Annotated in this window: 12 protein-coding genes and 1 riboswitch; of the genes, 3 read left to right on the top strand and 9 right to left on the bottom strand. The window is 51.3% G+C overall.

All coding sequences use genetic code 11. From position 1 onward, the window contains the following. Window positions 1-504: 504 nt before the first annotated feature. Window positions 505-1491, bottom strand: a complete 987-nt coding sequence (locus F566_RS0123965; protein WP_020409574.1) for a GGDEF domain-containing response regulator — start codon at window positions 1489-1491, stop codon at window positions 505-507. 365 nt (window positions 1492-1856) lie between these two features. Between F566_RS0123965 and F566_RS0123960 the strand changes: the two genes are divergently transcribed. Together F566_RS0123960 and F566_RS0123955 are read left to right on the top strand one after the other, a co-directional pair. After that, window positions 1857-2342 carry a YajQ family cyclic di-GMP-binding protein gene (locus F566_RS0123960; RefSeq protein ID WP_020409573.1) on the top strand — a complete coding sequence of 162 codons (486 nt, stop codon included), beginning with the start codon at window positions 1857-1859 and terminating at the stop codon, window positions 2340-2342. 164 nt (window positions 2343-2506) lie between these two features. After that, window positions 2507-4090, top strand: a complete 1584-nt coding sequence (locus F566_RS0123955) for an AmpG family muropeptide MFS transporter (RefSeq protein WP_020409572.1) — start codon at window positions 2507-2509, stop codon at window positions 4088-4090. A gap of 121 nt (window positions 4091-4211) precedes the next feature. Here the strand turns inward: F566_RS0123955 and msrA are convergent, their stop codons facing one another. From msrA to ribB, 3 genes are all read right to left on the bottom strand, one after another. Continuing rightward, entirely contained in the window at window positions 4212-4838 is a 627-nt protein-coding gene (msrA, locus tag F566_RS0123950; RefSeq protein ID WP_020409571.1) for a peptide-methionine (S)-S-oxide reductase MsrA, read from the bottom strand. After that, on the bottom strand, window positions 4835-5359 hold the full coding sequence (gene msrB / locus F566_RS0123945) for a peptide-methionine (R)-S-oxide reductase MsrB (RefSeq protein ID WP_033416801.1): 525 nt from the start codon (window positions 5357-5359) through the stop codon (window positions 4835-4837). The genes msrA and msrB overlap by 4 nt, the downstream gene beginning before the upstream one ends. A 208-nt stretch (window positions 5360-5567) precedes the next feature. Next, a complete protein-coding gene (gene ribB, locus F566_RS0123940; RefSeq protein WP_020409568.1) occupies window positions 5568-6230 on the bottom strand; it encodes a 3,4-dihydroxy-2-butanone-4-phosphate synthase in 663 nt (220 codons plus the stop codon). Window positions 6231-6336: 106 nt separating this feature from the next. Continuing rightward, a riboswitch (FMN riboswitch) is annotated at window positions 6337-6478 on the bottom strand. Between the two features lie 214 nt (window positions 6479-6692). Between ribB and F566_RS34995 the strand changes: the two genes are divergently transcribed. Beyond that, window positions 6693-7487, top strand: a complete 795-nt coding sequence (locus F566_RS34995; protein WP_051085421.1) for a hypothetical protein — start codon at window positions 6693-6695, stop codon at window positions 7485-7487. Window positions 7488-7551: 64 nt separating this feature from the next. On the opposite strand, the gene F566_RS0123930 is transcribed toward F566_RS34995, so the two are convergent. The 5 genes from F566_RS0123930 to tssE all read right to left on the bottom strand — a co-directional run bounded on the left by F566_RS0123930 (window position 7552) and on the right by tssE (window position 14897). After that, window positions 7552-8364: an SPOR domain-containing protein gene (locus F566_RS0123930; RefSeq protein WP_020409565.1), complete on the bottom strand. Its 813-nt coding sequence runs from the start codon at window positions 8362-8364 to the stop codon at window positions 7552-7554. Window positions 8365-8594: 230 nt separating this feature from the next. Next, window positions 8595-11294, bottom strand: a complete 2700-nt coding sequence (gene tssH, locus F566_RS0123925) for a type VI secretion system ATPase TssH (RefSeq protein ID WP_020409564.1) — start codon at window positions 11292-11294, stop codon at window positions 8595-8597. A gap of 170 nt (window positions 11295-11464) precedes the next feature. Beyond that, on the bottom strand, window positions 11465-12613 hold the full coding sequence (gene tssG / locus F566_RS0123920) for a type VI secretion system baseplate subunit TssG (protein ID WP_020409563.1): 1149 nt from the start codon (window positions 12611-12613) through the stop codon (window positions 11465-11467). Beyond that, the gene (gene tssF, locus F566_RS0123915; protein ID WP_020409562.1) at window positions 12577-14406 is read right to left on the bottom strand and encodes a type VI secretion system baseplate subunit TssF; all 1830 of its coding nucleotides are present in this window, start codon (window positions 14404-14406) and stop codon (window positions 12577-12579) included. Before tssF ends, tssG begins: the two co-directional genes overlap by 37 nt. Further along, the gene (tssE, locus tag F566_RS0123910; RefSeq protein ID WP_020409561.1) at window positions 14406-14897 is read right to left on the bottom strand and encodes a type VI secretion system baseplate subunit TssE; all 492 of its coding nucleotides are present in this window, start codon (window positions 14895-14897) and stop codon (window positions 14406-14408) included. The genes tssF and tssE overlap by 1 nt, the downstream gene beginning before the upstream one ends. Between the last annotated feature and the right edge of the window lie 35 nt (window positions 14898-14932).

Here is a 14932-nt window from a genome sequence, read left to right as displayed (position 1 = left end):
ATGTATTGGAGCCACTTGATAATGCTCGTCATAGCTTCTGTGATGATGAAAAATTGCACAAGCAGTCCGAGTTGGTTTGTTGGCTAGTGCAACACGCTGACAGTTCTATGGGGCAATTAGGATTTTTTAAAAGTGCATCAATTGAAGTCATTCATCGGCAGATGAAAAGGAATTGTGGGGTGGGGGAGTTTTAGAAGGTCAATAAACAAATGGGGCAGCAAACTACGCCACCCCGAAACTCTGATAAGAGAATGGAAATGAAACAAAAGGCAAGGAAACTGCGAGTGACCACTAAAAGAAGCAAGGGGGTACTACTCAGACCCCCCTTGCTATAAGTGGGGATACTACTCAAATCCACTATGAGAAGTTTAGGAGGGCGCGACGGGATATTCAGTTGTGTTTGGGTAAGCTGTTGTGGTGTTTTGTAACGATCAGGAAACTCTTTGTGTTATTGCAGGGGTTTCTAGGGGTAGCAATACAGAGCTTCCTGAGGTTACTGAACGCTCACTCGGATTTTTGTGCTTCGAGAGTTGCTTCCGGCCAGTGACAAATCGATATGGTGCCGGTGTCATAAGCATACTGGAGCTGTTTTAATGCGACTCTCTCTACGTCCTGTGCCTTCGGCATAGCCACGCTGCCGTCAATTCCCACGATACTGGTGCCTGCCTGAACGGAGATAAAGCCTGCGGTTGTCTTGAACGCTTTATGGTTGATGCCATCGTGGATGCGTCGGAAGCAGGTGCTGGTGCATTGATCCAGTGAGTTGAAATGACTGATGATCGCCAGTTGGTTTTCAGAAATACGGCAAACGGTATCCAAAGGACGGGTGAGATGACGCAGGCGGCGGGCTACGCCGTTGGCGACCTCTTCCACTATTGCAGGGTTGTACTGCTTGCGAATTGTTTGCCAGTTGCGAATGCCGATGAGTACATAGCTGGTGGCCCCGCCTCGGGATTCTGTTTGCCGCAGCATATCTTCCAGCCGGTCATGGGCCAGCCGCTGGTTGCCAAGGCCGGTCGAAAGATCCAGTACGTTGCGATCTTCCAGTTCCTTATTGTTGTCCATGAGCAGTTTGTTGGCGACCAGCAGGGTGTTTTGCATGTCAGAGATGCGATCTGCCGCAAATATGCGGGGCAGAAGCTGTTTGTTCATTTCAGATTTGTTGACAAAGTCATCCACGCCTCGATCAAACGCTTCAGCCAGTGCTTCCACGCCTTCTTTGGCGGTCAGCAGGATAATGTAGGTAAAATGATTGCTGGCCTCATCAAGCTGGCGCACTTTTTCGGCCAGTTCCAAGCCGTCCATTTCAGGCATCAGCCAGTCGGCAATCAGAACGCTGACAGGCCGTTGTTCCAGCATGGTAATAGCGGACGCCGCATTGTTGGCAATGCGGATGTCCCGGTAGCCGGAATTTCGTATGGTTTTCGTAATGATGGCGCTGCTGAACTTGGCGTCATCCACGACAAGTATGGAGAGGTCTAAATTGGGCATGCGTATATAAATCCGGTCCAATATATGGTTATTCGATCTTCCTGGCATTGAGCATTCGGGCTTTTTAACTTCATCAAGTCAGGTCTGTGGCTGGATACCGTCCCTTGGTTGCCTCAAATTTGCTCTTACATACTGCCCGGCAAACAATGCCAAAAAGCGAGGCCTGACTTCCAGAAAGGCAATCATAACGAATTGTGGTTTTTTTTCTATGCGCCATTCGGCGAAAATAATGAGTTTGATAAAATTTGTAACTGTTTTACAGTTGCCCGTTGTCGCAGAATTTCGTTAATCAAAAACTTTTGGCTTCAGGGTCTAATAGAACGTCAATCAGCCCTGGAACACAAGATAAATCCTCAGGAGAGAACATGCCCTCATTTGATATTGTTTCTGAATTCGACCGCCACGAACTGACCAACGCGGTAGATCAGGCTAATCGTGAACTGGAGACCCGATATGATTTCCGGGGCGTGGAGGCATCCTTTGAATTGTCTGAAAAGTCTGTCGATCTGGAGGCAGAGCAGGATTTTCAGCTGGAACAGATGTTTATGATGCTTACCACCACCATGTCAAAACGCAAAGTGGATCTCCGTACGCTGGGGGAGCCAAGCGATACTAAATCCGGAAAGCTGGTTAAACGCAGTTATCCTTTGAAGGAAGGGATAGATCAGAAGGCGGCCAAGGATATGGTGAAAAAGATCAAGGAAAGTAAAATTAAAGTCCAGGCGTCTATTCAGGGAGACCAGGTCCGAGTCACCGGTAAAAAGCGGGACGATTTACAGGAAGTCATGCAGCTGTTGCGTGGTGATGAAAGTATTGAGCTGGCTTTGCAGTTTAACAACTTTCGGGACTAATACATGTCCGTCGCCCTGAGCCGGGCGGCGGATGATCAACCTTGGAATCACCGTTGTCTCCAGGGGCGCTTCACCTGGTATTGCTCATCGCCTCCGGTGGTTTATCGGCCTGGGGTGGCTCTCTCCAGGTATAACTCTCCACCTTCTGAATTAAGGTCTTAACATTGTCTGAGTCTGCCAGTTGGCGTGACAGTCTTCGTCTATACAAGGACAAACGTCTCCTCACAATTTTTCTGTTCGGTATTTCAAGTGGATTTCCCTGGGTAATGATCGGGTCGGCAATATCCGCATGGTTGACCGAATCAGGCTTTAGCCGGTCAGAGATCGGCTTTTTCGGTGTGGTGTCCGTGGCCTATTCGCTGAACTTCATGTGGTCGTCAATTGTGGATCGGGTGCGTCTGCCGGTTATTTCCAGGGTGCTGGGGCAGCGGCGTAGCTGGATACTGGTCATGCAGGCGTTAGTGGCGGGCTCTTGCGTGATGATGTCTCAGGTGGATGTGGTTACCCAGCTTGCCTTGGCGAAGAGTATTGCCTTGGCGCTGGCATTTTCTGCGGCAACCCAGGATATCGCAATAGACGCCTATCGTATTGATGTTATGCCGGAGGGAGACGGACGTCGAATGTCTGCCGCTTCTGCCATTACAACGGCCGGGTGGTGGACCGGGTTTGCCGGGTTGGGAGCGGTACCATTCCTCTTGGTGGGAGATGTAATTAGTTGGGCAGACTGTTATCTGTTTATGGCCGCGGTCATGGTTCTGCTAATGCTCAACACGCTGATGTCTCTGGAGCCTCAAAGCTCGAGGGAACAAGCACATAGGAAAGCTCAGAATCGATATCTGGCCATGTTGAGCCAGCGCAGTGAAACCGCCAGTATTATGCTGGTGGGATTGTTAGGGTTGGCTGTCATGCTTGGTGTTTGGGCGATACTGGGCATGCCGGGTGTTGCGGACCCGCCGGCTTATTCGGTCTGGCTTGTTATCCTTATGGAAATTACCGCCCTGTCATTTGTGTTGCGTACATTGGCGCAATGGGAAAGGGATTTGAGTGCTAATGGTACGGCCGGTGTTGTTGGTCATCTCTACTGGCATCACAAGACATTGGGGTGGCTGTTTTCCACGTTCCTGGAGCCTCTGGCTGAATTCTTTCGCCGCAATGGTGTGAAGCTTGCTGTGTCGATTCTGTTGTTTATCTTCCTGTTTAAGATCGGAGAAGCCTTTCTGGGGCGAATGTCTATCGTATTCTACAAGGAGATAGGGTTTACCAACGAGGATATCGGCCTGTATTCCAAAGCGACCAGTTGGTGGGTCACCATTCTCTTTTCCATTTTGGGGAGCATGGTGAATATTCGCTTCGGGTTGTTCCGTGGATTGATGGTTGGCGGTATCGCTATGGCGGCAAGTAATCTGATGTTTGCCTGGATCGCGATGGTGGGGCCTTCAACGGATCTGCTATTGATGGCTGTGATTGTTGATGGGTTTACATCCGCTTGGTCAACAGTGGCATTTGTCGCCTTCCTCTCTGTGATGTGTGACAGAGCGTTTACGGCTGCACAATATGCATTAATGGCTTCTCTGGGAACACTGGGAAGAACGCTTCTAGCCGCCTATAGCGGTGTGTTGGTAGATGGGCTTGATGGAAATTGGGCGGTCTTCTTTGTTATCACCACCCTGATGATTATTCCCAGCTTGATTGTACTGTTGCTGTTGCGTAAGAGGCTATCCGCTGTCATGGACGCTGCGCGGGAATAATTCGATAGGATCAGCGGTCAAGACGGACGGGCTCGAGCGTTTTTAAATGATCGCCTTGCCCGCCTGTCCAGACCGGGTATATCCACTGCAACAGCGGTTGTTTGATCATCGCTGGTTTCGACTAGTGTCCGGGCGTCCAGCCAGCCTGATCCCCCCAAAGCTCCTCCAGGCGGGCATCACGACCACACCCGTAGCGATAAAGTTTGTAGCGGATTGGGTTTTTCTTGTAGTAATCCTGGTGGTATCCCTCAGCGTCCCAAAATCTGCTTGCCGCGGTTATTTCCGTCTTTATCGGGCCGTCTAAGAGTCCGCTGTTCGCCAAAGTTTGTTTACTGGTTTCGGCAAGCGTCTTTTGCTGGTCGTTGAGATAAAAGATCGCTGAACGGTACTGGCTGCCGCTGTCGCAGAATTGCCGGTTTTCAGCCAGCGGGTCAACCGAATGCCAGTACACTTTTAGCAGTTCTTCATAGGTTACGATTTCTGGGTCGTAAGAGACTTTTACTGCTTCCGCATGTCCGGTTACGCCTGCAGATACCTGGTTGTAGCTTGGGTTGTCCTGATGTCCGCCAATATATCCGGATACTGCGCCAGTGACGCCCGGGACTTTTTCAAAATCGGATTCGGTACACCAGAAACAGCCGCTGGCGAATATCGCTTCTGCGGTTTCTTCTGCCTGGGTGGCGGTTGCTGTCACTGTCACTAGTAAAAGAACTGTTGCGACAGTTGAGAAAAGCTTTGTCAGGTTCATGCACGTAACTCCGGTAATTCTCCAGAAGAAGGAATAAACTTCAGGGCCACGCCGTTATTACACCAGCGTTGACCTGTGGGTTTGGGTCCGTCGTTGAAGACGTGCCCCTGGTGGCCGCCGCAACGGGCACAATGGTATTCCGTTCGGGGTATTAATAGCTTCCAGTCCCGGGAAGTCCCTGTATGGCCGGGGATGGCCTGATAAAAGCTTGGCCAGCCGGTGCCGCTGTCATATTTTGTGTCTGAATGGAATAGGGGTAGATAGCAGGCTGCACAGATATAGGTTCCGTCACGCTTTTCTTTGTTTAAAGGGCTGGTCCAGGGGCGTTCTGTGGCTTCCTCAAACAGTACTGCGTATTCCTGTTCTGTCAGCAACGCTTTCCATTCCGATTTGGTTTTATTTATTGCGGGAAAGTCCGCTGTTGTGCTCTCGGTTTCTTCTGAAGCTGCCATGCTGTGCCTGCCCAGGGCAAATGCGACGGTTGTGGCTACAGCTCCCCCAAGAAAAAGTCGCCTGTCCATAATCTATCTCCAAAATGTTGATGTAGCGATTTGGACAACAGAAGATGCAGAAAATTCCCCGCTGAAAAATGTGGTGTTTGTGGTAAGGGTCAATAGAGTCGGGTTGGAGGGAATAAAGTGTACAGGCGGAAAAGGAGAGGGGGCACTTGCCGGTGATTGCTGTCAGGGATAAACCGCTTTTGCGGCCGGCAAATGCCCAGAAGTGTGGTCAGCCTGTCTGGCCTAAAGTGTCTTCACGGTATCTGACCAGATCCTCAATTGTCAGTACAGGCATTTGATGTCTTTCGGCAAATTCCACGATTTCCGGCAGGCGGGACATGGTGCCGTCTGGATTGGTCAGCTCACAAAGCACACCAGTCGGTTGCATTCCCGCCAGACGCATCAAATCCACCGTTCCTTCCGTGTGCCCGCGGCGTGATAAAACTCCGCCGGGTTGAGCACGGAGGGGAAATACGTGGCCCGGATGAGCCAGATCTTCAGGTCGGCTGCATTCGGCAATGGCCGTGCGAATCGTGGTGATGCGGTCCGCGGCTGAGACGCCTGTGGTTACACCATGTTTGGCTTCAATGGAGACTGTAAAAGCCGTGCCATTTTTGCTGGAGTTCTGGCTCACCATCATCGGAAGCTGCAGGCGTCGTATCACGTCATCCGTCAGGCAAAGGCAAACTATGCCGCTGCACTCGCGAATGAGCATGGCCATTTGGGGTTCGGTTAAAGTTTCAGCGGCGAAGATCAGATCGCCTTCATTTTCTCGGTCTTCATCATCGACCAATAAAACTCCCTGTCCGTTTCGGATCGCATTTAAGGCGTTTTCGACGCGGGTTAACGGATCTCCAAAAGGTGTTAGGAGTGAGGTTGATTGCTGATTCATGGTGTCTCCTGATTGAGTTTCCAGAATCAGGGCGCAGGGATGCCGGCCATATCAGGCAGGCCAATAGGCGTACAAATGCACGTGCTGATGCACGGGCAACAAGAGGCCTTATCCTCTCCCATCCGGACTGTAACCGTCGGCTCCGGCATCTCACCGGATCTGCTGTCCCTGTCAAAAACAGGCGCTCGCGGGCTCACCCAAAAGGATATACCGCCGGTAGGGAATTTCACCCTGCCCTGAGAATAAGTGGTAAATGTTCAGCTCTAGAAGAGCCCGGGCAGAATACCCTATCGCAGAACCGGATGGCAATCATTGAAGAATACAAGCCTAAGTCGATGGTAACATTCAGGTTTTATGGTAGCCTCCAATGCAAGTCAAACGATGGATAGGAGTGAGCGGGAGTAATAAATGGATTTAGTGAAAGCTGCGGATGCGCTGTTTGCTGCGTCGGGGTAGCATAAGGTGGCGTTGATCTTTCATATTCGACTCGAAAACGTCTCTTTGTATCAGGCGTGGTTGAGAGCCGCTTATTCGCAGCCAGGTGCAAAGGGGTTGTATCGTGTGAAGGTGGATCCGGCGCCTCGTGAGGGAATGGTGATTGATGAGGTGCTGATATTCGAATACCCGTTACCTGAAGCTGCAATGTCTTTTATGTCGGCACTTGGGCCTGATTTGCAGTCAGCTTGCAGAGAGCTTAATGTGCTGGCCATATTGCCGGAACCGGCTGCCACTTTTGTGATGGTGCGGTTTGTTTCATGGCTGGTGCGTTTTTTTAAAGGCTGTCAGGATCAGGGGGAACCCGGGAATAGCTGGAAGGCCGATGACACGGCTGTATGGCCGGATCAGCACCAAATGGAAGTTGCCAGGGAGCAAAATGCCGACGAATCTCTTTATGTGTTTAATCTCAATAAATACCGCTCAGTGGCGCGTTATGAGAATAATGGTAGTCTGAAAAAGCAGGTTAGTGGGCAGAAAGCATATGATCTTTATGCCAGAGCAGCAGGGTTTGAATTGCTGCGTCGAGGTGCCTTTCCGGTATATGGAGGTAAGCCGCTATGCTTTTTGGTGGGCGGAGAAGAAGGGGTGTTGGCTGATCGATGGGATAAATTCATATTTGTGCGTTATCCCCGACGCCGGGATCTGTTCTACATTATCGAAAGTGATGAATTTCACCGGGGGGAGTGCCATCGTGACGCAGGATTGGAAAGGAGTGTGGTGTTAATGGCCAGTGGGGCCCAGATTGATAAATCTGCCTGAATTCCACCAGCCAATTTGACCAATAAGCACTATTTTTTGCGCTCTGAATGCACTCCTCAATGGATCAAAGCCCAGCCACCTGTGGCTTTACATCTTTGAGAAGTTTCACGACGAAAGCGTCGTTCTCCGTCACCAGCTTATACCTGTCGACCATAATGCGGGCTTCCGCTTTTGACAGATAAGGCCCGATGACTACGGAATACCGGGTTTTATCGCTATCGGGTTTTGGTAGCACTGTATAAGTAAAGCGTGGATCCAGGGTGGACTTCCAGCGATCAGCCCGGGCTTTTTCTGTAAAGAGGCCTACCTGAGCGGCAAACTGCGGAAAAGCCGTCGCGGTGTCTGTAGTCGGTTCCTTGTTGCTCTCATAGGAGCTCTCATCAGGACTCTTTTCAGCAGGCTGCATAGTAAGCTGAGGTTTGGCGCCAGCGAGCAACTGACTTTTGTAGGCGTTGCTGGTGTCTGTCGTTTTTCTGCTGGCTTCTGTGCCGGATGCCACTTCTTCCACGGTGATAATCCCGGCAGGGGCGGCCTGATTTTCGGTGGCGACCTGAATTTCAGTGGTAAGTGGTTCTTCGCCGGTTTCTGGTTTCTCTCGGAGAATGAGTTCTTTATCGGCGATTGGTAATTGATCAATTGTCGGTAATGAAAGGTCTACACCTTCTTCCTGAACGGTGACCTGGTTAGTTGGGGGCTGACCCCGTTCGGTCGTTTCATCCATCCCGGTCTGAAGATCTTGTTCGGTTAGATGTTGGGGAGGTGTACCAGAGATATAATTTCCAACAAAAATGCCGCTGCCAAAAAAAAATAACGGTACCAGCAGCAAGCTGAAGAACAATACGTGGAGCTCTTTTCGAGTAATGTTGATCGGGTCCATAACGATGTTCCATTCTGTGGCGACAGGTTCAGGACTTTGATCAGCAAAGCTTGTACCAAGGTATAAAAGTGATTGATATTTAAGCTAAAAAAATGCTCAAGAAAGTTTGAAGTGGAATGTTTGACGATGGATGTCAAAATTCCGGCAACTGGGGCAGTCGGTCGATTGTGGTGGGACGAAAACAAAAAAGGGTGCCACGGCACCCTTTTGAGATACTAAGAACCTGACGCTCAGGTTGTTGCTGCAGCGCGCGCCTCAGCGTTGAATAGGTAAGTGAAGCTGCCGTCTTCATTGGCACCGATATGGATGTGCTCGATGTGCTCACCATTTGCTTGTCTGCTCAGGCATTCTGTTGAAAGCTCAGGCAGTACAGTCCGGTTAAGGATATGCTCGATGTTTCGCGCGCCGGTATCCACTTCCTGGGATCTGGCCACAATATTCACCAGTACGTCTTCAGAGTACGAGAAGTCTGCACCGTAATGCTCGCGAACTCGTTTCTCGATACGGTTCATATTGATATGGCAAATTTTGATCAGGTTGTCGTCATCCAGTGGGAAGTAGGTAATGACGTTGGTACGACCCAGAAATGCCGGCTTGAAGTGTTTCAAAAGTTCCGGACGCATGCTGTCCAGCAAGACTTCCGGGTCTGGTTTTTCCTCTGATTGGGCGCAGATTGCGCGAATGGCCTCTTCACCGGCATTGGAGGTCATGATAATGACGGTATTTTTGAAGTCGATATCACGGCCTTCGCCATCTTTGATGGTGCCTTTGTCAAACAGGCTGTAGAACACGTCCTGAACACCTGGGTGTGCTTTCTCCATTTCATCCAGCAGGATGACAGAGTAGGGTTTGCGACGGGCGGCTTCCGTCAGTACGCCACCTTCACCATAGCCCACATAACCGGGAGGAGAGCCCAGTAGCATGGAGACCTTATGCTCTTCCTTGAATTCCGACATGTTGATAACGGTCAGGTTCTGTTCCCCGCCAAATAAAATGTCTGCCAGTGCCAAGGCAGTTTCGGTTTTACCGACACCGGATGAACCGACCATCATAAACACGCCGATGGGTTTACGTGGATCAGTCAGGCCCGCTCTTGATGTGCGGATCGCCTGGGCAATGGCTTCCAGAGCGTGAGACTGGCCGATAACTCTTGTTTCCAACTGCTGTTTCAGATTCAGGATGCCGTTAATCTCATCTCCCATCATTTTGCCGACGGGGATGCCGGTCCAGTTGGCAACCACCTCTGCAACTGCCTGTCCATCTACGTGTGGCAGCATCAGAGGCTGCTCGCCCTGAGCGCCGATGAGTTGTTCCACCAGCGTCTTGAATTCAGTCTGCAGCTCAACTACGGTTTCTTCCGGTAGTGCATCTTCTGATTCGGGCTCATCTCTCTTGGCCTGATAGTCAAGCTCGAGTTTGTTGCGGACCTCCAGAATTTTGCCTATCAGGTCTTTCTCTGCAGCCCATTGGGTTTCCTGCAGTCCCAGCGATTCTTCAAGTGCCAGCCGTTCTGCACGGAGTTCGTCCAGAGCATCCTGGTAGGCGCCAGTAGAGACGTTTTCCTGGGCAATCAGTTCCAGGTTGGTATCAATCTGCTGGATGCGGCGACGGGTGTCTTCAATCAGAGACGGTGTTGCGCTCTGGCTCAGGGAAACCCGCGCGCAGGCTGTATCCAGGAGGCTGACAGCTTTATCCGGTAGCTGGCGGGCAGGAATATAGCGGGCCGACAGTTTTACGGCCTGCATGATGGCGTCGTCAGAAATGCGGACATTGTGGTGGACTGCCAGTGTTTTGGAGATGCCACGGAGCATGTCGATGGCAACGGATTCCGAGGGCTCTTCCACCTTGACGACCTGGAAGCGGCGGGTCAGGGCCGGGTCGCGTTCGAAGTATTTCTTGTACTCAGCCCAGGTCGTTGCGGCAATGGTTCGCAACTCACCACGAGCCAGCGCAGGTTTCAGAAGGTTGGCTGCGTCGCCCTGGCCTTCCTTGCCGCCGGCACCGATCAGAGTGTGAGCTTCGTCAATGAAGGTGATAATGGGAGTAGGGGAGGCTTTTACCTCTTCGATAACAGACTTGAGGCGCTCTTCAAATTCGCCCTTCATGCTTGCTCCAGCCTGAAGGAGACCAAGGTCGAGTACGTGGATTGCAACACCTTTCAGAGGATCAGGGACATCTTCCTCAGCAATACGCAGTGCCAGACCTTCTACAACGGCTGTTTTACCAACCCCTGCTTCACCGGTCAGAATCGGGTTGTTTTGGCGGCGACGGGTCAGGATATCAATACACTGACGGATTTCGGCGTCACGGCCCAGTACTGGGTCAATTTCGTTGTTGCGAGCTCGTTCAGTCAAATTAATGGTGTACTTCTGCAGAGCGCCGCCTGCGGAAGGGGGGGCTTCCGGTCCACCTGCAGCGGCCCCGCCGCCGGACTTGAAATAGGCTCGGCTCTCGGAAGATTGTCCAGTGACCGCCTTTACGACCGTAGGGATTTTCTCCAGAGGCACATCCTTCAGGCTTTTCACCGAATGCATCAATTGGGTGCGCATGGTGTCATGAGCCATGATGGCGGCAAACAGGTGTGCAGAACTGATAAAGTTAACCCCCATTTCAACTGAGGCAATCAGCCAGCCGACTTTTAAGGCATCTACCAGGCTGGGGGCAAACGGCACCATATCCCGAGGGTTGTCCCGGTGAAAGTGACCTACGGCCTGGGCCAGATCTTTGCTGACTCTGCCAAGATCCACCCCCAGCTGTTCAAAGGTGCGGTCCAGGTCACTGTCGCTCTGCTCAAGAATTTTCAGCAGTACGTGCTCAACTTCCAGGGCGCTGTGGCGTTCCTGTTGGGCCAGGCGCAGGCCGTCTTCCAGCGCCTTTCGCACAACAGTGGTTGTGGGGCTAATCAATTGACGGAGATTCAATTCGATCATAGCGAAGCCTTTTTCATTTTCTTAATTCATACTGATCGGTAGATGCAACTGTCACAGGTGTATCCATTTCAGTCAGGATACACCTGTATGCATTGTCGGTTTCTGGATAAAGCGTTGTTCTAATGAATATTCCTTTAACCCGACTGTTAACCGGTTCGGTTCATTTGGTGTCAGTTTCCACTGACGACTGTTTTCAATTCTTTGCCACTCTCAAGTGTTCTTTGCATGGCATGCCGGGAAACGGCAACGTCAATATAATTGTCATCAGGATCATCGCCCTGCAGCCTGGTGTTCCAGCCCAACAATGGTGGCGTGGCCTTGAAGGCCAGTCGACTGGTCGGAAGCTTGCGTTGTTTCACCTGAAGGGCTAAGTCAAAGTCTAGTGCAACCCCGGACATTGTTCGAATCAGGCCATACATGGAACCGAGCATTTGGGTGCCTGAAAGCAGGTTCAGAAAGTTGTCGTAGTCAATATCTTCAAACTGAACTGTAAAGCGGTTTTGAATTGCCCAGGTCCGTTCTCCGAGAATTGCCTGCTCCCCGAGAACATGGTTGCGGGCTCCAAGGCGAAAGTCCCCAAGCTTGGTTCTGACGTCTTCCGGCATCAGTTGCCATTGTCCCCGGAAGGGAAGAATTCTGACTTTTAGGCCAAAATGATGCGCAATGGCTTTTTCCAGAGCAGCAGGTGAGCAGACCCGACGACTCATCAGGCCGCTGGTATTTAGCTCAGATCCCTCGAACTCGTAGAACTTGGCATTTTTCTTGGACGCTATCCCAAGCAGCCCCTTCAATAGTTCAGCATGTCGGTCCCGGTTGTACTTGGGGTCCAGGCGTTGATTGGCTTCAAAAAGCAGTGGAATTCGGTACTTTTTCCAGGCCCTGTAATAGAGGGTAAGCGTCCGGTGATCCAACATATCGAAGAAATGCTTCATCGAGGAGTCTTTGTGACGCACCCGCTGTAGAACTAATTCCCGGTAATGGAAAGGGAGAATCCCTCTAGAGCCTACCAGTCCCCAGAAATTGACGTGCACATCCCACTGTTGTCGATGTGCCAGGACATTTTCCTTGCCCCGGGAGACTTTCTCCACCGGTTTGGCTTCGAAAGACATACTTGGGTTCATGGAGAACCGTAGCGGCTCCTGTTTGGGGGGGTAGTAACTTCCCAGTGGAGCCTGCTTGGCAGGTTCGCCATCGCGGTAGTGTTCCAGCAGGCGAACCAACTGAAAGAAATCATAGCGCCATGGTGCGCGCAGTATCCGCTTAATCAGTTGGTTGTTCTGTTCTAAATTAGAGGTTGATTTCCGATCCGGGGCGGCCATTTCTTCAGTATATCCTGTCGTCCTTTCACTCTCGCAACAAGCCGGGTAAAGGTGTTGATAGAACAGTATAGGGCAAAAAACCTTTCCAGTATCGAAGCAAACAGAAATGTACTGTTGCCCGACATCAGGGTTTCATCAAAAGTGACTTCTATTTCCACTCCGCGACAGACTGTTGTTTTACCGCTGAGTGTAACGGGCGCGGTAATTGGATTGGTCTGAACTTTTACCAGGGCTGCTATCAGAGCTCTTGAAGCTGCGCTGTCCTGGAAGTCGTACAGCGATAACAGCTCTTTCAGTACGTCGATGGCATTTGGACTGTCCAGTGACAGATAGTTCAATGCCAGATGAGAAACCAGTCGCCAGCGAGCGCCGTCTCTCAGCGGTGGGCGAATGGTGGGCGTCAGGTGGGTCAGGGTGTGAACCCCCTCCAGTGTGACACCAATGTCGAGGCACTTGAACTGAGGCTGGCCGCCCCCGAAGGGAAGTTTTTCCGGAGTGTTTCTGTTAAAGCAGAAAAGATCCAGAGAGAGGGTTTCATCGCTAAGATCTGCCGGAGAAAAATTCAGGTCAATCAGCGAGATTTCCATTTCACTGCCGGGTTCATTGCCCAGCTCCCCGCCAACTTTCGGATAGCGTTGGGCATGCCAGAAATGCTGGGTTTCCCGATTGATATCAAAGTGAGTCAGTCCGTAAAAGGGGCGGTAGTTCTTTTTCTTGCCGTCGCCAGTCAGCCCCTGCACCTGTTCAATGGAGTAGGTCTCAAAGTTGTCAGGGTAGCGTGCATCCGGGATGATCGTGTAGCTGTACTGTTCGTGTTCCAGGCTGATGGGTTCAGCCCGGTGCTTAAACAGATTGATGATTGGGGTGCATCCAAGCGCGAAATTATCTGCACTCAGATTTCGTTCCAGTTCCGTGTGTGAGCGGTCCAGATAAAAATAGAATTCCAGTGTGGAGCCAAAGCCTTCCTCCAGGTAGGGTTTCAGGCCTTCGATATCAAGGAATAGAAACTTCTCGGGGAATACCATGTACTCTGTCAGTAACCGATAGCCTGGAAAGGACTGGTTGGGGCAGGGAAGCAGCGCTTCGTCCTCGGCAAACCCTACCGGCTGAATGCACTGGGTGCCCAGTAGTCTAGGTTCTGTGTCATCCGGTCCTTTGGTCATGACAACCTGGACACAATGGTTCAGCAACAATTCGTAAAGTGCGTAAGCATAATGGGACTGGCCACGCAAAAAGAAACGCAGTTTGTCAGTGCCCAGCTCTGCCCAGTCGATGTCTTCAGTAAAACCTTCCAGGCGCACATGGATGACCGACGTTGCGCGTTCGACTCGTTGGGAGCCAGGGGTGACGAATGGGCGTTCTTTCAGGGCTGCCTGGGTGACCGCAACCGGAAGTATATCCAGCTCATAGCCGGTCATAAAACTACATACCCGGCCCTGAAAGGGTTCGCTTTCCAGGCGGGCATGACGTTTGACTTTTAGCGGTGCGTCCAGGTCCTTTGCAGGTTTGAACTGAACCACCGTCATTGATGGAATCGGGCGCAGGTAGTGAGGGTAAAGTTGATCCAGAAGCGCGTCTGACAGTTCGGAGAAATCGTCATCAAGGCGATACTGTATGCGTGAATTTAGGTAGGCGACACCTTCCAGCAATCGGCTGACATGTGGGTCTTCAACCACGTCGCCTGACATTCGCAGGCGGCCGGCAATCTTCGGATGGATGCGACCAAATTCTGCGCCGGATTGGCGCAGGAAGGCCAGTTCCTTTTCGTAAAACGGCAGTAGATCGTCACTCATCAGCGGGCCTCCTGCACATTAACGATTGCGGAAATAGGTTCCAGGGAGGAATCGAAAGTCACCTCTTCAGGTGCGGGTTCTGCGTAAAGTATGGCTTCGATACGGAATCTCAGACTGGTGTCTTCACTCCATTGTTCGTCCTGGGTAATGACCCGGACTGATTTGAATCGGGGTTCAAACATGGCAATGTGCTGTTCAATAGTGCGACAGAATTCATCTTTACCTTCCGGACTCAGAAAGTTGATTGTATGTAAGTCCGGCAGGCCGTAATTGATCAGGGATATATCCAGTTCGTGCATATTCTCCGGTGCTGAAATGGCGCGAGAGCGGGTGTTCAGCAAATCCTCAAGATCTCGGCGGACCGATTCTCTCAGTTCGTTCAGTACCTGATGCCGATTCTTTTCCGGCTCGGTCTTGAGGTCCGGGCGATCGTCGATCAGGCGGTCGAGGATTGAAGGTCGCAACTTCTGGCTTTGGGTCAGTTTCGCCATGACATCATCTCAATTCGTCCATTAAACGGGAGGCG

It is taken from the genome of Hahella ganghwensis DSM 17046, assembly GCF_000376785.1.
Taxonomy (GTDB): domain Bacteria; phylum Pseudomonadota; class Gammaproteobacteria; order Pseudomonadales; family Oleiphilaceae; genus Hahella; species Hahella ganghwensis.
Note: the sequence above shows the minus strand (reverse complement) of the source record. Positions and strands in the feature narration are given on the sequence as shown.